We start from the raw sequence: 21,850 nt of genomic DNA on the forward strand, positions 1-21,850 counted from the left end.
CCCCCCCCCCCCGGGGGGGCGCGCGGCCCGCGCGGGGGCGGCGCCCCCCCCCCCACGCCAGGTGCTATGCCTGCTGTGGCGGCTGGCTATCGCCGGACTGCTTGCGCCACTGCCCGCCCGCGTCGGCGGCGAGGAGGCGCTTGACCATGGCCAGGGCCTCGCCTTCGGCGTCGAACTCCCACCGAAGCACCCGCCCGGTTTCGGTGTCCCCGGCTCGGGCGGTGACCCTCCACCGGACCTCGCGCGTGAGCCACACATCTCGGCGGCCCAGGCGTCCCCAGATTCCGTTCCACCAGCGAGCCACGATGTCCTCCACCGGGGCATCGTACAAGTGTTCGATTGACTGTTGGTCTTGGGTGGCGATGTGGTCAGGCTGGAGTTATGCCGTTCTGTGCTCGGATCACGGACCGCTCCGGCTTTGGTCGGTTCGCAGGCCATGCCGATCTCACTGGTCCTGAGTAGGCGCCCGCGCCTGCGGCTTACAAAGGATCATCGAGAAGAGGGCTTGGACGGACGCGCGGCTTCCCCGCGAGGACGCCGCCCCCGGACGGGCTGGGTTGCTGCTCTCTTGTTTCCGCCGCCACGGGTGGCTGCTCGTCCATGGTGCGCTCGTCCACGCACCTGCGGCAGGTCCGCCGTCGCGAGCACCACGCCCGCCATGGTGCGGATCGTGTGGGAGCAGAGCGGGCTTATGGCTCCATCGGCGATCCCGGCCGTGGGCGTGCCTCCTCGTTCGGAGTCGGATTATGGTCGGTGCGCGACAACCTGTGAAGTTGAGGCTTCGACGCTGTCGTTCATGCAGGCAGGCCTTTTGGGGGGCGGCGCGTATACGCAAAACGTGAAGATCGATCTCTCTGGCTCTCGCGTTTCTTGACGGGCAGCACAACTTGCTGGCACGTCTCCCGTGGAACTTCTAAATCCGGCGCGCCGTGGATATGTTCTGCAACCTCTGAAATGGCAAATGCATATCGCGACTACCATCTCGCCAAGAACCTGGTCGCGCCTCGCGCCTACCGGTAACAGTCTGGCACGGTTGGCTAGGGCTGCTTACACTCCGAACATGCACGTCGTTGTCGATGTCGATGTCGTTTCCAGCGGCGTCGCCGGCTCCCGTACGGGGATCGCAGAATGGACGTTTGCCGTAGTGCGTTCGGAGGTGGAGTCATGTCGGAGTTGATCTGGAAGAAGAGCAGCCGAAGTATGGCCGGCGACAACAACTGTGTTGAGGTGTCGCCCAGTTCGGCGTTTGTCAAGGTTCGGGATTCGAAGAACCCGATGGCGGGGCGTCTCAACTTCACAGAGTCAGGTTGGAAGTCTTTTGTATCGGCAATCAAGCGCGGCGCCTTCGGCGGTACCTCCACTCGCTCTTCATGAAGGGCCGCTAGTCGGCAATTTCCGCTGAACAAGACTAAGGTCCTTGTCAGGCCGGGCGGGGCCGCTCGCGGCGAATCCTCATAGCGGCGATTGTCGCTCAAGGTCGGCATCGATCGCGGCAATCAGGCGCGCCGTCTCATCCTCCGACGCCGCGATGGTTTCCAGATGGGCGAAGTCCTTGTGGTATCTGTCTATCGCTTCGGTGTCGTCTTTGGTGACCAAGCTGGTCTGGCTGCTCTCTAGGAAGAGAATGTCGTCGTCTTCGGGTTCGGGAAATTCTAAAAGGACGAACGATCCTCGCAGTCCAGGGTGAATCCCGCTGTCGAGAAGAACGACCCTGACGTGCACGTGGTCGAGCGTTGCGATCTTTCCCAGATGGCGGAGTTGGTGGCGCATCGCGTCCGCGTCTCCGGCTGGCCGCCTCAGCGCAGACTCGTCAATGATGAAAAACATCTCCGGTGGGTTCGGCCGGTCGAAGATCTCCTGACGCTTCATGCGGACCTCGACTTGGCGGTCTACCGCGTGTGTCGACAGGTCAGTTCCCCCTACGCCTTGGATAACGGCGCGTGCGTATTCCTCAGTCTGAAGCAGGCCGGGAATGACTTGGGGTTCGGCCTGGCGAATCGTCTTTGCGGAGCTCTCGGATCTCAGGTAAGTGAGGAAGTCCGGGTTCAGTACATCCCGATAACGCCCCCACTGTTGCCTACGGCCCTCTTTGGCCATGGCCGCTAACGAACTGATCGTCTCCGAATCGGAGACGTTGTACTCGTTAAGAAGCGCCTTCAAGTCGGAGGGGGAGAGCCCTACCTGTCCCGTCTCGATGCGTATGAGCTTGGACGGCGACCATCCGACACGCTCCGCCACCTCCTTCTGCGTCAACTGTCTAAGCGTTCGGAGTCGACGTAGCTCAGACCGTAGCCGTCGCCGCTGCACGGCCGGATCGACATCAGCCGCCATTGTCGGAAACCTCCCTAATGTCGGGTTCGGAGCAGTCGAGGGGCGTGGATAGCTACAAAGAGTTAGCATCCGAAAGCCCTTGGTGGTTGGTGCAGGTCATTCGTCGGCGAGTCGCTGCCCCGCCGCGCACGCGAACGGTAGCGTAGCTACTCGCTACTTGGAACATCCAAGTAGTGCGTCCCACTTGGCGCTACGTGACACCGGGGGTCGCTACCACCACCGCATATCGAGGCGACGCAGTCTGTCCAAGCCACACCCCTGTCTCTGCTTATCCACCCAGAACGAACCGGAGCCCCGCGGTGCCGAGCACAACTCCCTTCGACGACGACAGCACCCTTCCCGGTAAGCAGGCGGCATCACCCCGAACACCGCCGCCCGAAGTGCCCAGAGCGCGGAGGCCTGCCCCCGACGCGGACACCACCGAGCGGCGTGGACAGTACGAAGATCCACCCGCTGTTGAAGGTGTGGGCGAGCCATTGACCGGGCCTGCTGTCGGCTCGAGGCCAACTAACGGCCAGGCCGCCCTACGCAGTCCTCGCGAAGGCGCCCCCCGGCGGCGGGAGGCGGAGGAGGCAGCTCCAAGCAGGCCAAGCAGGAACGCCCCGCTGGTCCAGCCGCCGGCCGCAAAACCCACCCAGCCAGCGCTCCGCGGGCCTGACTGGCTCGTCACCCTCGTCGACTTCTTCGAGCGTCGGGTGGATCGCACCGCCACCGTTGACGAAGAGAGAAGGGTCGTCTGGATTTACACGAGGGCGGTCATGGCCCTCGTCGTCGTACTCGTGCTTACCCTCGGCGTCACTGCGCTGCTGGTGTCTCAGCTCGGTTGGCTGTCATGCCTGTTGCCAGCTGCGGGGACCGCCGCCTTCGCTGGTGCCAATAGTCTGCGGGCCCGGCTCACCAGCCGCCGATCCCGGCGGACGCAACGCTAAGCACCTTCCGCCGCCAACGCGCCAGAATCTAGTCGTCGCTGCGGTCGCTGATGAGGCGAGCGAGGGTCGGAGCCAGCACCACCTGTGCCGACCAACCCGCGAGACCGGCGCCGGCGATGGTGCTGACCGCGATGATCGCCGTGCGAGTGCCCGTACTCAAGCCGTCGGCAAGGAGCTGCACTAGGAGCGTCGCCACCAACAGCACCGCGCCGGACACGATGGCACCCACCGCGACAACGATGCCAACTCCCACCACTCGACGTCGAGTGGTGGTACGAGCCTGATCTACTGCTCCGCGATCCACGTTCACGTGTCCACCCACCACATCGGGATCGACATCCATTAGTTTCAGGCTACGTTGCCGTCGCGCCGGGCAAGCGTTCAGCCCTGTAGCGTCCACCACGCCGTCGTCCACCTTATTCCAACACATGCGTTGGCCATAGACCCTGTACGCCCTTGGGCGCGCCCGTCGCGCCGCCACCAAACCCTTCGATCATGGCAATTCCCCGAGGTGACACTAGTGCGGAGCCGCGAAGATTTGTCCGATGGTGAGCGGGGCAAGCCTAACGCGAAGTAGCAGTCAGTGCTCAATGCACGCCGTAGCGTTATCGGAAGGGCGAGAGCTTCGTCGCGAACATAGAAGTTCCACGAGATGTGGTGACTAAGCCGACCCAGATCAACAGGCCTACGAACCAACCCGTCAACGCCGCTTGGCCTGTGGAATGCCGTCTGTGATCAGGATTGCCTCGGACAATTCCAACAAAGAGGTCGAGGTTCTCGCTGGGCGCTCCCTGCCGGGTCGAGATTGAGTCCCGCGTTCAGGGCCGCGATTGCGCACCTCGGGGTAGTCATCCTCTTGATCATGTCCATAGTGGATGCAAGCAGGGTGACCCCGGCCTGCGGGACGCCAGGGGTGCTGTCGCCCGGCGAGGGAGGCGGTGTTTCAAGCCGTCGGGCCCCTCGACGCTCCCGGGGCGCAATCGTCCGCCTCGCCTGGTCGTACCCACTCTGATTGCGCTACCTCACGGTGGGGCGTGGGAGTACCTCATCGGCAAGGTCATCGGACCCGCTGCCTCGGAAGAGCGATGTGGCAACCTTCGGCGGCCTGTGGATTAGGCGTGTGTTCGGGCGTATGTGTGGTGGGGCGGTGCCTAGCCGACGCGCACGAAGCCCGACGCATCCGGCATGTCATGGCTTGCAGTGACGATTGGGATTGATGAATCTTGGCTGATCACCGTAGGGTGGGAGGTAACCGATGAGCCCGTGGAGCTTGGACGAGGTGGACCGGTGGCTGGACTGGATACACCAGCGCCACAACGAGTTCGACTACCGCTACATCTATCTCGCGTACCTCGCTGCGGGTGCCCCTGTGGCACGTCAGGGCGAGATCACCGTGACGGTCCATCCGGACGGTAACTGTTTGCTTCGGGCAGGCGCCGATGATCGCGGGCTCGTGCTGGCGGGCGACCAGGAGCGGATGCGGTTCGCTGAGCATCTGCGGCAGCGGTACTGCAGTGACCGATATCCGAGCATGCGGGCGTGGGAGACGGCCCAGCACGAGGATTTCCTCGATGAGGTCCCTTGGCGGTTCGGCGGACATTGACGCTGGTGCGGTTTCGCCTGGCCTGTGCTGGCCGTGAGTGATTGACAGGTGACGTGAATGTGATCCTCATGTTTGACTATGGACATGCGGTCGGGGGAAGCGCGGTTGTCGATCGATTGCGGCAGCGCCGGCACCCAAGCCGTCCTGGCGTGGGCCGATGGCAGCGCGCACGTGTTGTCATTCGACGGGAACCCATCCCTACACATCGCGTCATATGTGGCCGCGAGCGGACAGGCGGCGGGGCAGCCCGCAGGGTTCATTCCGGGGCCGCGCCATCCGGTGGAGGACGCGACGGCAGGTGACGCTGGGGGCGACGCGTTGGAGGTGGCGGCGTCGCCACTACGCAGGGTCGCTGACGAAGCCGAACGAGTCGTCGGTCAGCCGGTGCGGGATGTGCGGGTGGTAGTCCCGGCGGGGTGGGGGCCCCGGCGGCGGACCTGGATGCGGCAGGTCGCGCACCGGGCGGGGTTGCCGCAACCGCGTCTGGTGGAGGCCCCGGTGGCGGTCGCCGATTATCTGCTCGCCACTGGTGTGCGGGTGCCGGTCGGTGCGTTCCTTGTCGTGTGTGATGTCGGCGCTGGCGCGGAGGTGACGGTGCTGCGCCGTGGGCCGGCTGGATTCGAGGTCCTCGCGACCCTCGCGGACGCCGCGGCTGGCGGCGCGGCAGTCGATCAGGCGCTCGCCGACGCCCTCATCGGCGCGTCGATGGGAGAGGGGCAGGGCCCGTCGCGCGCGTCGGTGGCGCACAGCATTCGGGTGGCCAAGGAAGCGTTGGTGGCCCATCCGGCTGTCACGGTTCCGCTCCCGGACCGGCCACCGGTGATAGCGAACAGCGCGATGCTCGACGAGGCCGTCCGGCCGGTGGCGTGGCGCGTCGCGCAGTTGACGCAGGAGACAGTCGCCGCCGCCGAACTCACGGTCGGCGACCTCGCCGGTATCTACTGTGTGGGCGGCAGCGCTCAGCTACCGCACCTAGCGGCGGCGATCGCCGAGCACACCGGCGCCGCACCCATAGTCGTGCCCGAGCCGGCGCTGGTCGCGGCCCGCGGCGCCGCTGACGTCGGCGCCGTCGATACCGAAACGGTCGAGCGGGTGGAGGTGCCGGTGCCGCCCGTGCGGCGGGCGGCGGCGATCGCGGTACCCGGCTTCGCGTCGCTGGCCCTGATCTGGCAATGCCTCCTGACCGCCGAGGAGCATGGGGTCCTCGGCGTGTACTACTCGGTGAGTGTGAACTGGGGCGAGTTCACGATGGCGGCCGTGATGGCCCTGCTGGCGTGCCTGGCCGCGGGCACGGTCCTCGGCTCGCTGATCGCCGCCCGCAGTCCCACCCCCGGCACCCGAACCGAAGGGGGAAGAGTCAGCGTCGGGATCCTCGCCGCGGTGTCCCTCGGCGCGGCGATCGCCGGCCTGTACGCGGTGGTCACCAGCCAGTACTTCGGTATGCCCGTCGGTCCGTACCTGAAGTGGGCGCTGTGGCCGATCGCGCCGGTGTCGGTGATGGCCGTGGCGATGGCGGTCGTCGCCGCCCGGCAGTGGCGTGCCCCGCACGGCGGCTGGTCGGCGTTGCTGGCCGCGCCGACCGGATCCATCGTCGCCGCCACGCTCGGCATGGGGTTGATCCAGTACTCCCTGACCGCCGACCGGTGGCCGGATCGGATCCTGTGGATCGACATCGCCGGCCGCGTCGGCGGTCTCCTTCTCGGCGTCGCCGTGGTCATGGCAGTGGTGACGCCCCTGATGTTCCGTCTTATTCTCGCCGCCCCGCTGGCGGTGATCTTCGCGGCGATCGTCAGTAGACGGGCCGCAGGAATGCTCGGGGTCATCTACGCCATCGCCGTCGCGACCTGGTGGGCTACTCGGCTCTGGAGCCGAATCCTGCGCCCCGCACCGCCCAACCGCACCGCACCACCCACGGGCCCGGTTCGGGCGGACATATCACCGGGTGGAGGCGGGTGACATGCGGTGGTCGCGGCAGCTGATGTCGCTGCTGTTCGTCCTCACGCTGCTGGCCGGCCCTCCGATGGTGCTGCTGTCACTGGTCGGGCCACCCGCACTGGGTTGGCCGACCGCCGCGCAGGCCCGGCAGTGGGTGCAGAACCCGCTGACCGAACAGACCCTCACCGCCGCGCTGACCATCGCGGCCTGGCTGGTGTGGCTCCTGCTCGCCTACACGGTCACGGTCCGGGTGCTGACCCGCCTGAGCGCGACTGCGTCGTGGCTGCGGCGCATGCCGCTGCCGACACCCTGGCAGGCCACCGCCGGTGGCATCGCCGGCGCGGCCGTGTTCGGCGTCAGCTCCCACGCGATCGCCGCACCGCCACCGCCGCCCATGCAACCGGTAGCGGCAGGAACTTTGGATGAGGCTGGTAGGCCCACGCCATCAGACGGCGACGTCCTGGCAGACGAGGGGATCAGCGTCACCGGCGGCTGGCTACCGCGTGAGACAGCGGAGCAGGTCAGCGCCGCGGCGGCGCTGGTGTGGCTACGTCGCCGCCGCTCCTACCGGCCCCGCCCGCCCGGTCCACCGAGCCGCGAGGACACGGACCTGGCTCCGCTGCCCCCGACAGTGGCGGCCGTGCAAGCCGCCCTCGCCGATGCGACGCCACCGCCTACCGAACCCGGCGCCGCATCGGCGGGCTCGTCGCTGCTCGACCGGCCAACCGTTGGCGGGGCTTTCCACCGAGCTGGGGTCGGTCTCACCGGGCTGGGAGCGCAGGACGCGGCGCGAGGCCTGCTCGTCACCAGCCTCCTAGCCGGCCGTCATCACCCGGCAGTGTCCGTGGTCGTCACCCGAGCCGTCCTGGCCAGGTTGCTCGGCCCCAACACCGCGGAAACGCTGGGCCCGCGCCTGCCGGGGCTGGCCGTCATCGACAACCTCGGGCAGGCAGCGGGGTTCTTCTCCGGAGACCACCCTGATCGTGGACTGGGCGGACGAGACCAGGCACAACGGAACACGCAGGAGGGCACCGGCCCACCCGGACCAACCCTCATCGTCCATGTTGCGTCCGCGGCGGACAACGCCGAGACCCTGGCGGGTCTGGCCATCGCTTCCGCCGCGGTGGCCGTGCTTGGACGGTGGCCGGCCGGCCAGACATGGCAGGTCGACCCGTCGGGGCGCACCCACTACCAGGACGGCAGCGGGTCAGCCGGGCCACGGATGTGCGTCCTTAGCCAGGTCACGGCCACCGATCTGCTCACCGTCATCGCCCATCCCGACCCGGCGCCGCCGGAGCCTGGCGCTTCCCGCCCAACGCGCCACCCCGCCCTGGCAGGCCGGTCCCTACAGTGGGAGGCCACCGCCCAGGACCACCCCGTCCGCTCAGGCAACGACAGACGACGCCTTCAGCTGCGCGTGCTGGGCGAACCGACACTGCTGTTGGACGGCCACCCTGTGGAGATCCGGCGTACCGCCGCGCTCCAGGTCCTCGTGTTCCTCGCCGCCCACCCCGTCGGAGCCGACACCCGACAGCTGACCGACGCCATCTGGCCGGGCCTGCCCCGCCGCTCTCTCACCGGCCGCCTCTACACCACCCTCAGCGACCTCCGCGCCACCATCCGGTCCACGGCCGGGGTGACCATCGTCGAACACAGCGACGACCGGTACCGCCTCGACCCCACCGCCGTCATCGTCGACCTGTGGCACTTCCACCACGCGGTCCGCGACGCCATCACCACCGTCACCACCGACCCGAAGACCTGGAAGGCCGTCATCGACGCCTACCCCGGTGACCTCGCCGCCCGACGGACCTGGCCCTGGCTCGACCCGTTCCGCGAGGCCACCCGCCGGCACGTCATCGACGCGCACGTGGCTCTCGCCAGCGCCAGCCCTGACGTCCGTGAGGCCCTGGCATGGCTGCAGGCCGGCATCCGCATCGATCCGTACAACGCCGACCTGCACACCCGCGCGGTCAGCGCACTCATCGCCCTCGGTGATCACGACGCGGCGGAGCATCTGCGGAAGGATTACGCCCGTCGTCTCGCCGCAGCGGGCATCCTTCCCACCGACACGGCTCTCACGAAGGCCACCCTCAGGGACCATCCCGCCATCCCCACCCGGTAACGCCCGCCGGCTCCGAGCACGGGCGACCCGATTCGGGATAGCCCGAACTGTGCGACCCCCCATGCGCCTCCGGCTCCGTTCCCGCTTTCGGCTGCCCCGTGCTCGGTCCCAGACAGCCAGCTCGTCCTGCTGACAACGGCGCGTCCCGGCCTCAGCAGACACCGCCGGTCGCAACGTCTCGACTCCTATCGACTGCCTGTGATCTGGGGTTGTGAGGTCGTGTGAGGTCGTGTGAGGTCCTGTCAGCCAGCGGAACCGCTTCGTCTTCTGCCGCTCGCCCTACGGTCGATTCGTGGCCAACGGTTCACGGCGCTGCCAAGCCGGCTCGGTGCCGGTCGGCGTCCGGGTCCTGCACAGGGCAGCAAGGGAGGGGCGATGAGGTCCAGGGTCGCTTCGGCCGCTCACACCTCGGCGGCCACGCTGCTGGTCGTCGCTGTGCCGGTCACGCTCGTCCGCGTCGGCAGGTGGTCACGCCCGCAGGGCTCGTGGACGACCCTGCTGCGCGGCTGGGTCGAGGAGCCCCTCAGCGGCGGCTTCCTCGCCGGCATCGCCTACGTCGCGGCGTGGCTGCTGTGGGTAATGCTCGCCGCCGCCATCACGGCCCGCCTGTACGCCCAGGCCGCCCGGATGTCACGGCGACTGCCACGGCTGCACATGCCCGGGCCGCTGCAGGGCATCACGGCGGCTGTCCTGGGCGCGACCGCCGTCAGCACGGCGGCCACCGCGACGCCCGCCCACGCCAGCGCGACAACAGCCGCCACCGCGGAGACGACCCATGCACCGCACGGGCCAGCAGCCACCGCGCGTGCCCACGCCGACGACCAGACCGCCTCACCGCCCACCGGCAGGGACCAGGCCAAGCACGCCTACACGGTGCGGCGTGGCGACACGCTGTCCCGCATCGCGCAGGACCGCCTCGGCGACGCGGACCGCTGGCCCGAAATCTTCACCGCCAACCGTGGCACCCGCTTCCCCCACACCGGTGGGACACTCCGCGACCCTGACCTCATCTACCCGGGCTGGACACTGCGACTACCTCCCACGCTCGAAGCACCACGCCCATCGCCCCGACCGGCGCCCGCCCCAACGCCGACGACAACAGCCCCGTCAGGATCGCCCAGCAGCCCGACCGGAACGGACACCGACGACGGCCTCGTGGAGTCCACCCCAGCGCCAACGTCTGCGCCAGCCGACCCGGGTTCGGCGTCGGGACCAGCGGCCACGCCCCCCACCCGCACCGCCGACGACCGAACCACCCCAACGCCGCGACCTCAGCCAGGTGTTTCGCTCGGTACGGGTAGCTGGCTCGACATGGGACTCGCCGCCGCAGTCCTCGCCGCAGTTGCCCTCGTTTGGGCACACCGCCGACGGCGCTACATCCCTAGGCAACCCACGACGCGCCCACGCCTCGACGACCCGAGTGTCGAGCCGATGCCAGCGGTGATCACCCGGATCCGTCGCGGCCTACGGGCCCTGACACCGAGCACGAGGACCATTCCTGACCCCCGCCCCGACCTCGACCCTCCGCCCGACGAACCCGTCGTGGACGCTGACTCGGACCCGGCAGACGCGGCCGACAACGAAACCTCCGAGCTCACGGCGCACAAGTCGCAGCCGGCTATACCCGCGCCGGCCCGCCCGCTGATCGAGGTATGGCCGCCTGCGGGACTCGGTCTGATCGGGCCCGGAGCCGAGGCAGCGGCCCGAGGCATGCTGGTGACCGCCCTCGCCGCCGGCGGACCAGATGACCCCAATGGCTGCCACCACGTCGTCATCGCCTCGGACACCCTCGCCCTGCTGTTAGGCACCGCAGCCACGGGGGCGGACACCCCGCGGATGAGCGTCACCAGCGGACTCAACGACGCTCTTACGCTGATCGAGGAGCAGACGCTGCACCGCGCGCGCATGTGCGGCGACGACGAGGTCGACACGATCGCCGACCTGCGGGACCGGGACTCCATCGCCGAGCCCGTGCCGCCGACGGTGCTGATCGCCGCCCCCACCGCTGCTCATGAGCGCACCCGCATCGCCGCGCTGCTCACTCAAGGACGCCGACTCGACATCCACGGCGTCCTGCTCGGCGCCTGGCCCGACGGCGACACCATCCTCGTCGCCGAAGACGGCTCCACCAGCATCACTAAGCACGACACGAATCAGCACAGCTGTCCTCCCGCCGTCGGCCGCCTGAGCGTCATCAACCGCAGCGAGACCACCGAACTGCTGCGCCTCCTCGCCGAGTCCCATACCGGCGAGCCTCAACCGCCAGCACCCGCGCAGCGCTTCCCACCCGACAGGCTGGTCGGCACCGCCCACGCGCCGAACCCCACACCCGAGAATTCTGCCGCCCCACACCTGCAGGAGCGCCGCGACCACGCCGGGAATGAACCGCACCCGGCGGGCGACGAGCGGCCTTACAGCACCGGCGGACGCGTCGACGTTCGAGTGCTCGGTGGGGCCTGCATCGTGGACATGGACACGACCACGCCGTTGCGGGCGAAAGCCCTCGAGCTGCTGGTCTACCTCGTCGTTCAGGACGGCGAGGCGGCACAGGACAACATCCTCGACGACCTGCTGCCCGACGCCCCGGCGTCGAAGGCGCCGCACCGCCTGCACACCTATGTGTCCGCACTACGCAAAACCCTCGTCCTCACCGGAGGGTCCGCCACCTACCTCACTCACCCGTCGCGCCGCTACGCCCTCAACCGCGACGCCCTCGACACCGACCTGTGGCGGATGCGCGCCGCGCTGCGCGACGCCGCGCTCGCCACCACCGACGGCGACCGCGCCGCCGCACTGCAGCGCGCCGTCGACGCCTACGACGGCACACTCGCCGACGGCTTTGACTACGAATGGATCGAGGCATACCGCGAGGGCATCCGCCGCCAAGCCCTCGACGCCCACCTCGCCCTCGCCGCCGCTACCCCTGACCCGACACAAGCCCTGGCCGTCCTGGAAGCCGCGATGCGCCACGACCCGTACGCCGAAGCCTCCTACCAGCAAGCGATGCGCGCCCACGCCGCGCTCGGACGCCTCGAGCAGGTCCGCTCCCTACGCCGAGCCCTCACCCGCCGGCTCGACGAGATCGACGCCGAACCCAGCGAGGACACCCTCAGACTCGCCGACCAACTCATCGCCGACCTGCGCCGGCAGAAGCCAACCGGGAAGACCGACTCTCACACCAACGGACAACACTCATGACGACGGACCCTTCGGCGGCACCCGACGCACGTCGTGGCAGCCTCCACGATCAGCCCAACAGCGGCGGCGACGGCCCGCAGGCGACGAACTGGGACCGCAGCGGCACCGAATGGCCCCTGCGAGCAGCCGTACTCACCGGCCACCCTAAGCCCGCCAGCAGCCCTCAAGGCGGGTCGACGCATCCACAAGCTTCGTCCCCGACGACCCTCGACGCGGTGGACGCCGACCTGGCCACAGCAGTCCGGCACGCCGCCTGGATACGCCAGGTGTTCTACGCCTTAGTGCTGCTGGTCGCCCTCATTGGACAAGTCACCGGCACCGTCCAAACACTCGGCGTCCCGCTGGTCGTCGCGGTCCCGGCCGTCGCGGCGCTCGAACTGGGCGGCGTGGTCGTGATGGCCAACGCCGACGTACGACGCCGCCTCGGCGAGCGGGCAATCGGATCACGCCTGCTGTCCGCCGCGATCGCCGCCGGAGCCGTCACCTTCAACTGGGCCGCCCACCCCAACCACCTAGTTGGCGGCTTCTACGCAGGCATGTCTGCCCTTGGGTACCTCGTCTGGCTGATGCACGCCGGCAACCAGCGCCGCGACCGCCTGCGCGTCACCGGGGGCCTGCCGCCCACACCACCCGCCTACGAGGCGTTCGGGCACTGGATCTGCCACCCCGTCATCACCTCCCGAGCGCGGTCCATCGCCAAGGCCGACGGCCTCGACCTGTACAAGTCCCTCACCGCGGCCCGCACCGCGATCGCCCGCCGACGCCGCGACGCCGCGATCGCCAAGGTCCTCCATCGCAAGATCAGAACCGCCGTAGACCCCACCACCGCCGACATCGCCGTCCACGTGTACGACCTAGACGAGATCGCCGCACGCCTCGCAGCCACCGCCGACTACAACGGGCTGACCATGCTCCTAGCCGCTGACCTCGTCCCAGAGCGGATCATGACGGCCCACAGTACCCGTCACCGCCGTCGCTGGTTCAGGCGAAACCGCCTCGCCGTCGCACCACCGGCACCTGAGCCCGCCCCCTGCGCGCCGCAAGCGCCCACCGCGGTGGCGGACACGCCTTGCGATGACCGGCAGGAGCCGATTACAGAGCCAGCTGAGAATCCTGCGCCGGCCCCGAGCGGCCATCAGCAGAGTGCGGAGAGCCGCGACGCTGGCCCGCCTGAGGCTCTGGCCCCGGACGATCCGGCCGTTGGGGACCCAGCAGATAGGACCGTAGACGACAAGGACGTCCATGGCGCGATCGCCGACGAGGAGACGGACGACGGCGATCCGGATGCAGCCGCCGACGACGCCAACGACGACGAGGACTCGGAAGTGCCCCGGGGAACCGCGCAGGCAGTGGCCTACTGGCTGCGCAAGGAGCCGAACCTGGACCCTGAACTGCTCGCCGAGAGGATCGGCAGGTCACTGCGATCGGTCTACCGATACCTGCCGCCGGACTACCCCCGCCGACCGGGGATCGCCAGGCGACGGACCCGACGCCAGCCGGCCCCGCCCGACGTGCGAGCCACCGCGAGTGACGTCAACAGGCACCCCGCCCGCCCGACGAACGAGGAAAGGGCCGCACTTCCTACTCGAGAGCCCGCAGGTGGGCTAACACTGCGGAAGTGAGACCAGTGCAGGATGTGGCCCTCTGTGAGGGATGGCCGAAACGAGGTAGGCGAACAGGCGACGGAGTTTCGTTGCTGCTCAGCGGTATCAGGCTGCTGTCGGCGTGCCGGCTCCCGTGCAGAGACAGGTACAGCTTGACGTACAAGCCTGCACCGGGGCAGGCGAAGTTTTGATGGTCGCTACCTTGACGGTTGTGCGACTGACCGGCATGCAGGGTCGATGACGTTGCGTGACGGGCGTTCAGTCGACATCTCCACGCGGCATCCGGTTCTAGCGGGCGAGCGGATGTCATCCATCAGCGCTCGTATACGCCGTTGCGAAGCTAACGCTGGCACTGGCATACGCTCAGCTACGTGGCTGACGTATTTGATCGGGTTCAGGCTATGCCGAGCATAGCCAAGCTTTGGCCTGGAGAGCCCGGCGTTGGCAGCGACTTTGCCTCCGACGCGACGCATGCGCCGATCTCCACCTACACCGTCGCCCGGGTCCTTCTCCTCGACGCGGTGCACCGGCTGCAAGCTGCGGCGCAGATTGCGCATAACCCCGATCTTGCCAGCCAGGGGACGCATTTCCTGCTGCTACGTCCGGCCTTGGTGTCAGCGGCCAAGGGCGCGTGGCTAGTTGGGGCAGCGGACTCCGCAGAGCGCGTGAGCCGAGCGATACGGTTGGTAGCTGACGACCGTCGTCAGGGCGCCATCGCTATGCGTAAGGCGGTGGAGCAGGGTGCACCCGCTTCGTTCGGGGCTGTTGGTAATGCGTTCGAACGATCGCGAGAAGTCGTTATGTCTGCGGTGCGAGACCTTGCCCCCGAAGTGCACAGACGGCCGCCGCGGGATGAATCTATGATTGTGGACCTCGGATCCGAGATTGACAGGTATTACGGAACAAATACGGCGACGTCGGACGTCCAGTTGCTGTGGAACATGTCTAGCAGCCTAGCCCATGGGGAGCGGTGGTATTCAACGCTGAGTGCTGGGCCACGCCGAGCGCCCGTCGCGGAGATCTTGACCACGCGATCGTTCGACATAGTGTGCAGCGGACTCAACGTCACTGGATTACGGACTCTCACCCTCGCGGCCGCGCGCAACCCGAGCTGAGGGGAATTGCCCAAACCCCTCGGCGGGCGATGTATCTAGCACCGCAGGTCAAACTGTCCTCGCCAACGGAGGGGTGCCTACGGGAGTTCGTCGATGTCAGCGAAAACGCTTCGCTCGCAAGTTGGCTCGGCCCTCTCCGCAATATTGTCATCGCCGGATTCGTCCGTTTCGGTGGTGCGGTTCGCTGCCATCGCCAGCTCACCCTTCAGCAGGATTGCTTCGGCGAATGCTTGTTCCGTCGCAGTGTCACCGGCTTCATGGAATGCTTGGCGATACAACTCGAGCGCGTATCCAGCCGGGTCCTCCAACCGGGTGTCATTGCTATCTTCATTGGCCTTCCATATGGCGTCGGAAGGCCAGTCCTCTTCAACCGCACGAGTCAGCTGGGGAACAAGGTTTTTGCGAACGTAATCCATGAACGTCAGCCGTTCATCGACCTTGAGCAGCTTTTGCCATGGCCCGTCCTCCAGCCATGCTGGGTCAACAAATCGGACAGCCAATCGCGCCATCTGATTGCACGCCGCTCTCCGGGATTCTTCAGATAGCCGCCCCATCGCCAAAAGTCGACTCAAGATTATTGGCTCTGGCTCGAAGGAGGCGAAAGAGCCGAAGTTGAGGAGTTTATTCTCAAGCATTTCATCGACCTTCAGGTATGCCTGCAATAGGTCATCGCCTCCCCTGCGGGCCATGTATCGACAAATATCTCCAGTCCAGCATGAGCCATCCGGCCATTCATTGAAGATGGCCAGGAACCTTTCGGAGACGGCCCCGAAGAGGGCCGGAGGAATGCGCATCAGGGTCCCCTCTAAGGGGGCGGCATCAAACGGTAGGCAGTCCGTGCTGTCAAGCAAAGTCGAGTCATCCATTTCAGTAATGATTGCGGAGATCAGGTTCGGCTTTTCGGCGAGCCAAGCGGCGAAGCCCTCACGCAAGGTTGGATGAATGAAGTTGTACGATTCGCGACCCTCGCGAATCTCCTTGCGAAGAAATGTCCCGACAAGAGATCCTACGGATGCGGCACATGCGGCGGGCGTCGATCCTGCCGCCTCGATCACATTTCGCTCCGCCTGCGTGACTCTAAAGTATGTAGAGAGCCCTCCCGCGCCCGCTGAATAGATCAGCGCTAGGGCTGCCTGTGCTGCGTTGTCTAACTCGAAGTAGACATCCGTCAGGTATTGCTTAGGGCGAGCAATAAACGAAATTACTCCGCTACGGTCGAGGGTAAGCCCGCGAGTGAACGCCTGCAAACCGAGCCTTCGCGCGGACTCTGGTCGAAATGCGTCAGCGTCTGCAGCCGCCTCGAGGTGCGGCTTCATCAGGGCACGAACCTTTGCAGGTTGATCACCGGCAGACAGGTGGTTGTAAAGGATCTGATGCCGTTCAGCGCGGCTGATATCCGAGACATCTACTGTGATTTGCTGCTCCGTGAGCAGCGGGTAGGCGTACGTCTTCAGCATTGGCCTTGCGTCGCTATAAATGTAGCTCCGCGAGGTCAGCACGATCTTGGCGCCGCCCTTGATTGCGCTCATTATCAGCGGCAAATCACGAGCCCAATCGAAGGTCAGCCTCTCTTCATGCCTTACTACCCCAAAAGCATCGTCTACCCAGAAGATTTGATTTGGCTCATTCGGGTTCCAATGCTGCACCAACTCGCCCGACGTGCGTGCCCTCATCAGAGGGGTGGACCAATTATCCGCAGCACTTATTGCTAGCATTCGAGCAATCGCCGACTTTCCCACGCCCGGCTCACCCAAAAGCATTACGAATCCGTGTTCTCGTAGAGCAGATGCCGCCTTCCGATATGCTGCGGTGGGCACGAAGGTCGATATCTCCTCCGTCGCCGATGCCGCAAGCGCCGATGCTTGCGCATACGATCTCTCGTCTAGAATTTGAGATAGGTCTCCCAGGCCGTAAACGCGCGGAACGAACATCCGAAGTTCACGGCTAGCCGCGATCGTGTCACAAATCCATTGCCCGTCTAAGATGAACACCTCTCGGGCGCCTTCTTTGAGTAGCCGCTCGCGAATCTTCTCTTCCGATGCGCCGGTGACCCGCGCATTCGTAAGTAAGACGTAGGTCTTGCAAACGCCGCGCCCAACCAAACCGCCTACTTTGGCGAACTCGTCAGCGAGCATCGAAGTTGATAGCAAAGCGCCCGGGATCTTACTGTGCTTGCACTGGACCACAAATGGACCGGCGGGGACCTCATCAACATTGTGTCCCTCAATCCGGACCCACGTACCGTAAAATGCCCCGTCGCGGCCGGCATCATTGGAGTCTGCGAAAGCCGTGAAGGTTTGTCCCCATACCCGCCGCATGACTGCGGCGCAGAGGTCTTGGAAAGCCCTCCACCCCAGGGTATGAAGCGCAAAGTTTGGAGATCCTGGTGCTACAACCTTGGCCGCGGCAACCACTTGGCAGTCCCTTCGGCTAGCGAGGCCTACCCGACGGCTGTAATCCTAGGCCCGGTGCAGCTATCGCTGGGCGCGCCTTGCGGTCCCGCCGCAAGGCCTGGCACGAGCCCGACCATCCGCGCGATCACCGCGCCCGGTTCATCGAGGTCGGCATCTGGGTACGTGTGTGGACTCCCGGTGTCGGAAAGACCGTCGGGCGGCGACCTCACGGTCTGCTCGATCAGCCCGGTGTAGTTCACACGCCCGGTCATAAACCCCAGGCTGCCCTGGAGCTTCCACGTCACCGAGCATCCGGATTTGCCGCGTTCCGGGCACGCATGCGCCTGTGATGGGCTAACCGAGCTTGGCCGGACGGAGTAACTCCGCCTGAGTGGGAACTCGGGTCGACCCTCTTTGGCTCCGTCGTCATGTGGATCTTTGTACGTAACGGCGTACCTACCTATGTACTCCGATCTGTACGCCGACAGCTGCCTTCGCTGGTGCTGCCACCTTTGTGGGCCAGCGGTTCGATTGTGCCCGGGATCCGGGCACCTAGGGCGTCCGGATCCCGGGCGGCGCCGCTTTTTCGCGCTACATCTGGGCGATCAGTGGCTGTGCCTGAGGGGCGAACCTGTACCCGCTGTCCCAGGGGAACCGGCCCTGCTGGTCCGGCCAGACGAGCTGCTGGAGGCGGATCTGGTGACGGCCGTAGCGGGCGATCGCCATCCCGGGCAGCAGGTCATGGGTGGGTGACCCGTCGATGATGATCGCGTCGTAGCCGGCGATGAGGTCGCTGACGCGCTGGCCGTGGCTGAACCGTTCGGCCCTTTCGTAGACCCGGCGGGCGAGGTCGTTGAGCAGGCAGTGGGCGACCCCGGGGGGTAGCCCGGCGGTGAGCAGTTCGGGGTAGTGGTGGGCGGTGAGTCCGACGGTGTAGGCGAACGGGGTGCTGGTGTCGGGGTCGTCGTCGGTGGGCAGGACGTGCGTGACGGCCCAGCCGATCGTGTCGATGATCTGTTCTTGGCGTCGGAGGACGTCGTCGATGTTCGCCATGGTGGGTGTCTCCTGGTCACTCGAGAGAACGGGTGGAGTCCGGATCGGGTGGCTCGACTTCGACGAAGCCCCAGAGTCGTTCCATGACCTGGAGTTGCCAGGTGCGGTAGCGGTCGGCGAAGCCGCGGCAGACCGCGGGCGGGACCGGGCTGCCGGCGTACGGCAGGGTCGAGTGGCAGATGATGTAGCCGGCGTCGCCGCGCGCCGCGGTCACCATCTGCTTGAGCCGGCCGGGGTCGAGGTGCATCGGGTTGCCGGGCTTGAAAATGCAGGTGGCGCACTCGCGGGCGAGCACGCGGGTTTTGCGCAGGTCCGGGTCGCCGACGTTGAGCCGGGCTGGACGACCGGTGGCCGGTTCGTCAGCGGGCTGGGACATGCTGTCCATCGTCAACTCCTTGTCCTTACGGCGCGGGGCCCGCATCCATGGATGCGGGCCCCGCGAGTCCAGGTGAACGGGACGGCCCGGCGCCGGGTCGGCGCCGGTGCGGTTGTCAGAGCTGCCTCAGCCAGGTCAGCACCGCGTCGATGTCGGCGCGGCGTAGCCCGCGGCACGGGTTGACCGGGCGGAGCAGGGTGGGCGCGCCGCCGGCGGTGCGCAGGTCGGCGGCGAAGCGGTCCTTGCCGCCGAACTCGTCATCGAGGACGGCGAGTGGCCGCCGCGCGGCCCAGGCGTAGAGGGGGCCGAGTTTGCTCTGGTGGCCGAAGCGGATACCGCCCGCCTGAACGGGAACGTGCGGCCAGGTGGCCGGTAGGCCCAGCCGTGGCGCGATCCATTCGGCGGCGAGGTGGTTCCAGCTGGTGCACCACACCGGCAGGGCGTGGTTGGCCAACTCCCGCAGCCACTGCCCGTGCTCGGGGTGGAGCCAGACGGTGCCGGTGACGTGCCGGCCGTCGGGGCCGGGCCCGTCGTAGCGGTGCGTCTGGTAGCCCAGCGCCGTGGCGTGGGTGGGGTCGTCGGGGTTGAGCACGCCGTCGACGTCGACGGCCACGATCGGTGCGAGGGTGGGGCGTGCCAGCGGTGGGGTGCTGGTCACGGCCGGGCCTCCTGAATGGTGACCGGGTGCAGGGGCACGATGAGCCGGTCGGCGGTGCGGCCGGGCCCGTCGTCGGGTTGCCAGGTGTCGGCGGCGGCGTGGGTGGGGAACGGGCCGACGGCGGCGAGCCGGCCACCGGTGCGGTCGAGCAGCACGAGGACGGCGGCGCGGGCGTCGTCGAGTGCGGGCCGTAGGGCCGCCGCGAGGTCGGTGGGCAGGTCGACCCAGCAGGTGGCGGGCAGGGCCGTGGCGGCGGGGTCGTGCAGCGGTGTGGGCCTGGTCGCGGCGAGGGTGGTGCTGCCGAGCGCGAGCGTCGCCGCGTGGGAGTCGGCCGCGGTGGGGCCGCTGGTGGGGCCGTGCGCGGCGAGGTCGCCGCCGGTGTGGACGGCGAGCAGCGTGTACGGGTCGCGGATCTCGAGTGAGTCGAGGATCGCGAGGGTGATCGTGTCCCCGGTGTGCAGGTCGGCCAGGGTGAGCATGACCGGCCGGCCGTCATGGTCCCGGTTCCAGGTGATGACGTCGAAGTGTTCGCTGGCGACGTCGCCGAGGCGTCGCCAGGCGCGGTTGTCCGTGTCGAAGGGGTATTCGCTGTCGGTGCCGTAGCGCATGGGTTGGAACTCCTTGTGATGGGCATCGTCGTATCGCGTCCGACCCCGGTCGGTCAGGGCCAGTCGGGGACGCGACGCATCCACGCTTCGATGAGGCGGGATGGTCAAGTCGCGGACCGGCGGCCGGTAGCCGGCGGCGGGGCCGCGCGATCTGGAGGGCTGGGGTACTCGTGGGACGCCGCCCGCGGCGCTGCCCGGCCGCAGCCGTTGCAAGCGCCGCGCGCGAGGTGGGATTGGTTAAACCCCGGACGGGTCGGGTCTGGCCGGGGTTCAGGCCTGGGCGAGCGCCGTGACGGCGGCGTCGGCGATCGCCGTGATGGCTTCGACCGGGTCGGTGACGGTCAGGGTGGTGGTGTGCGTGAAGGTGTTTCCCCAGATCTGGTCCGGGTCGATTGGCTCGCCCGCGGCGGGCGGGTCGGCGGGATGTAGCCACAGCACGGCGCAGCCGGCGCGGTGCAGGGTGGTGACGAGGCGTTGTCCGGCGGGGATGTCGTCGAGGTAGCCGTCGGAGACGACGGCGAGCATCCGTAGGGTGCGGCCGTGGCGCAGGTCGAGGAGGTGATCGGCGACCTTGACCGCTTCGGGGAAGGTGGCGGTGGCGAAGTCGGTGCGCATGTGCAGCACCTGCCTGGGGAAGGTGCGCGGCGGTACCAGGACGGTGGTGCGGTCGCCGAAACCGATGGTGGTGGTCGTCGCGTCGGCGCGGCGGGCGGCGTGGGCGAAGATCCACGCCGCAGAGGACATCGCCTCGGTGTAGCGGTCCATCGAGCCGGACAGGTCGACCAGGATCGCCAGGTGCAGACGGGGCTTCTCGGGCGGTAGTTGGGCGCGTTGCTGCCACGGGGCGGCCGTTGGCAGTTGCCCGGCGGCGGTTTGCGCGTCGGCGGTGATGGCGTGGCGGGTGCGCAGCCGCCCGGGTGGGATCGCGGAGGGCCGCCGGCCGGGTTCGGGATGGCTGGTGCGGGCCTGCCGCAGCCGGTTGGCGAGGTCGCGGGCCGCGCGGTGTTCCTGCTCGGTCGGGTCCCGGCGGTCCCACTCTGAGGGTGGGCTGTGGCGGCGGGCCAGCATTGATGCGGCGTACTCGGCCGGGGTGACGCCAGCGGCGACGGCGAGGTAGTCGACGAGGGCCGCGGCGAGGCGGCCGGCGAACAGGCCGGCGTCCGGTACGGGGGTGTCGTACTGCTGGTCGGGGTCGATGCCGAGGACCTGACACCAGCGGCGGGCCAGGCAGATCATGGTGTCGGCGTCGGTGTCGTCGCAGATCTGGGCCTCGCGCCAGATGTCACGCAGTTGGCGCAGGCGTTTGCGTCCGAGGACTCCGGTGACGGCGGCGCGGACGGGGCGGACGTCTTTGCTGGTGACGATGCGGGCGTCGACGCGGGCCAGCAGCAGGGCGGCGAGTTGTCCGGCGTGCCATGGGTCGTCGACGGCTGCGTCGTCGGGGTCGAGGAGGGTTGTCACGACGTGGCGCAGCCAGCGGCGGTCGCCCCGGCGGCGGGTGCGTTGGCGTCCTTCGGCCCGGGATTCCTCGAGCATGTTGGCGACGTCGGCGAGGATCGGCGGGGTGCCGGGCGGGGTGGTCCAGCGGCTGTGCGCGGCGTGCGCGGCGCCGTGCACGAGCAGCCCGTAGCCGGTGGGCACGAGGCGCTTGTGGCGGGCCTTGGCCGGGTCGGTGATGTCGGGGCGCTCGGCGATGTAGGTGGCGTCGACCTCGATGCGGTTGAGGTCGGGGTAGAAGCACTCGGGTGCGTCGCCGGCGGCGCCGGGAGCGACGAGGACGGTGAGGTCGGTACGGCCGGTCAGCATCGGGACGTGTTTGGTCCACGCCGCGGACCAGTCATGCCAGTCGCTGGCGCCGGCCGGCGTCGGCGGTGCGCCCTGCTGGAGGTGGGTGCTGGGGTGTGACACGGATTGGCTCCTTC

General features: G+C 67.7%; 15 protein-coding genes. 6 read left to right on the top strand and 9 right to left on the bottom strand.

Going from position 1 to position 21,850, the window contains the following annotated elements; translation table 11 throughout:
• Positions 1 to 64 precede the first annotated feature (64 nt).
• Entirely contained in the window at positions 65 to 316 is a 252-nt protein-coding gene (locus ACLQ3B_RS04395; protein WP_357205363.1) for a hypothetical protein, read from the bottom strand.
• 848 nt (positions 317 to 1,164) lie between these two features.
• Between ACLQ3B_RS04395 and ACLQ3B_RS04400 the strand changes: the two genes are divergently transcribed.
• Positions 1,165 to 1,374 (top strand): DUF397 domain-containing protein, encoded by a 210-nt coding sequence (locus tag ACLQ3B_RS04400; protein ID WP_425777520.1) that lies wholly within the window; start codon positions 1,165 to 1,167, stop codon positions 1,372 to 1,374.
• Positions 1,375 to 1,452: 78 nt separating this feature from the next.
• On the opposite strand, the gene ACLQ3B_RS04405 is transcribed toward ACLQ3B_RS04400, so the two are convergent.
• Complete coding sequence (locus tag ACLQ3B_RS04405; RefSeq protein WP_425777522.1) at positions 1,453 to 2,400, bottom strand: helix-turn-helix domain-containing protein; 948 nt, start codon at positions 2,398 to 2,400, stop codon at positions 1,453 to 1,455.
• An 888-nt stretch (positions 2,401 to 3,288) separates the two neighbouring features.
• Positions 3,289 to 3,489, bottom strand: coding sequence for a hypothetical protein (locus tag ACLQ3B_RS04410; RefSeq protein WP_425777524.1), 201 nt, complete (start codon positions 3,487 to 3,489; stop codon positions 3,289 to 3,291).
• A 1,026-nt stretch (positions 3,490 to 4,515) separates the two neighbouring features.
• On the opposite strand from ACLQ3B_RS04410, the gene ACLQ3B_RS04415 reads away from it, so the two are divergent.
• From ACLQ3B_RS04415 to ACLQ3B_RS04435, 5 genes are all read left to right on the top strand, one after another.
• Positions 4,516 to 4,863 carry a hypothetical protein gene (locus tag ACLQ3B_RS04415; RefSeq protein WP_425777526.1) on the top strand — a complete coding sequence of 116 codons (348 nt, stop codon included), beginning with the start codon at positions 4,516 to 4,518 and terminating at the stop codon, positions 4,861 to 4,863.
• An 84-nt stretch (positions 4,864 to 4,947) separates the two neighbouring features.
• Entirely contained in the window at positions 4,948 to 6,819 is a 1,872-nt protein-coding gene (locus ACLQ3B_RS04420) for an Hsp70 family protein (RefSeq protein WP_425777528.1), read from the top strand.
• Between the two features lies 1 nt (position 6,820).
• Positions 6,821 to 8,923 carry a hypothetical protein gene (locus tag ACLQ3B_RS04425; RefSeq protein ID WP_425777529.1) on the top strand — a complete coding sequence of 701 codons (2,103 nt, stop codon included), beginning with the start codon at positions 6,821 to 6,823 and terminating at the stop codon, positions 8,921 to 8,923.
• 375 nt (positions 8,924 to 9,298) lie between these two features.
• Positions 9,299 to 12,121: a BTAD domain-containing putative transcriptional regulator gene (locus ACLQ3B_RS04430; RefSeq protein WP_425777531.1), complete on the top strand. Its 2,823-nt coding sequence runs from the start codon at positions 9,299 to 9,301 to the stop codon at positions 12,119 to 12,121.
• Positions 12,122 to 12,336: 215 nt separating this feature from the next.
• On the top strand, positions 12,337 to 13,743 hold the full coding sequence (locus ACLQ3B_RS04435; RefSeq protein WP_425777533.1) for a hypothetical protein: 1,407 nt from the start codon (positions 12,337 to 12,339) through the stop codon (positions 13,741 to 13,743).
• 1,174 nt (positions 13,744 to 14,917) lie between these two features.
• Here the strand turns inward: ACLQ3B_RS04435 and ACLQ3B_RS04440 are convergent.
• The 6 genes from ACLQ3B_RS04440 to ACLQ3B_RS04465 all read right to left on the bottom strand — a co-directional run bounded on the left by ACLQ3B_RS04440 (position 14,918) and on the right by ACLQ3B_RS04465 (position 21,836).
• A complete protein-coding gene (locus ACLQ3B_RS04440; protein WP_425777535.1) occupies positions 14,918 to 16,975 on the bottom strand; it encodes a hypothetical protein in 2,058 nt (685 codons plus the stop codon).
• An 849-nt stretch (positions 16,976 to 17,824) separates the two neighbouring features.
• Entirely contained in the window at positions 17,825 to 18,286 is a 462-nt protein-coding gene (locus ACLQ3B_RS04445; RefSeq protein ID WP_425777537.1) for a DUF4262 domain-containing protein, read from the bottom strand.
• A 16-nt stretch (positions 18,287 to 18,302) separates the two neighbouring features.
• Positions 18,303 to 18,671: a hypothetical protein gene (locus tag ACLQ3B_RS04450; RefSeq protein ID WP_425777539.1), complete on the bottom strand. Its 369-nt coding sequence runs from the start codon at positions 18,669 to 18,671 to the stop codon at positions 18,303 to 18,305.
• Positions 18,672 to 18,777: 106 nt separating this feature from the next.
• A complete protein-coding gene (locus ACLQ3B_RS04455; RefSeq protein WP_425777541.1) occupies positions 18,778 to 19,320 on the bottom strand; it encodes a hypothetical protein in 543 nt (180 codons plus the stop codon).
• The gene (locus ACLQ3B_RS04460) at positions 19,317 to 19,928 is read right to left on the bottom strand and encodes a hypothetical protein (protein ID WP_425777543.1); all 612 of its coding nucleotides are present in this window, start codon (positions 19,926 to 19,928) and stop codon (positions 19,317 to 19,319) included. The genes ACLQ3B_RS04455 and ACLQ3B_RS04460 overlap by 4 nt, the downstream gene beginning before the upstream one ends.
• A 270-nt stretch (positions 19,929 to 20,198) precedes the next feature.
• On the bottom strand, positions 20,199 to 21,836 hold the full coding sequence (locus ACLQ3B_RS04465; protein ID WP_425777545.1) for a VWA domain-containing protein: 1,638 nt from the start codon (positions 21,834 to 21,836) through the stop codon (positions 20,199 to 20,201).
• Positions 21,837 to 21,850 lie beyond the last annotated feature (14 nt).

Source organism: Micromonospora sp. DT53, assembly GCF_049841535.1.
Taxonomy (GTDB): domain Bacteria; phylum Actinomycetota; class Actinomycetes; order Mycobacteriales; family Micromonosporaceae; genus Micromonospora.

What these genes read in the sequence shown, in the direction of transcription:
- ACLQ3B_RS04420 (WP_425777528.1), top strand. Translation starts at nt 4,948, where the DNA reads ATGCGGTCGGGGGAAGCGCGGTTGTCGATCGATTGCGGCAGCGCCGGC.
- ACLQ3B_RS04450 (WP_425777539.1), bottom strand. Translation starts at nt 18,671, where the DNA reads ATGGACAGCATGTCCCAGCCCGCTGACGAACCGGCCACCGGTCGTCCA.
- ACLQ3B_RS04460 (WP_425777543.1), bottom strand. Translation starts at nt 19,928, where the DNA reads ATGCGCTACGGCACCGACAGCGAATACCCCTTCGACACGGACAACCGC.
- ACLQ3B_RS04405 (WP_425777522.1), bottom strand. Translation starts at nt 2,400, where the DNA reads ATGCTAACTCTTTGTAGCTATCCACGCCCCTCGACTGCTCCGAACCCG.
- ACLQ3B_RS04400 (WP_425777520.1), top strand. Translation starts at nt 1,165, where the DNA reads ATGTCGGAGTTGATCTGGAAGAAGAGCAGCCGAAGTATGGCCGGCGAC.
- ACLQ3B_RS04425 (WP_425777529.1), top strand. Translation starts at nt 6,821, where the DNA reads ATGCGGTGGTCGCGGCAGCTGATGTCGCTGCTGTTCGTCCTCACGCTG.
- ACLQ3B_RS04415 (WP_425777526.1), top strand. Translation starts at nt 4,516, where the DNA reads ATGAGCCCGTGGAGCTTGGACGAGGTGGACCGGTGGCTGGACTGGATA.
- ACLQ3B_RS04445 (WP_425777537.1), bottom strand. Translation starts at nt 18,286, where the DNA reads ATGGCGAACATCGACGACGTCCTCCGACGCCAAGAACAGATCATCGAC.
- ACLQ3B_RS04440 (WP_425777535.1), bottom strand. Translation starts at nt 16,975, where the DNA reads ATGCTCGCTGACGAGTTCGCCAAAGTAGGCGGTTTGGTTGGGCGCGGC.
- ACLQ3B_RS04430 (WP_425777531.1), top strand. Translation starts at nt 9,299, where the DNA reads ATGAGGTCCAGGGTCGCTTCGGCCGCTCACACCTCGGCGGCCACGCTG.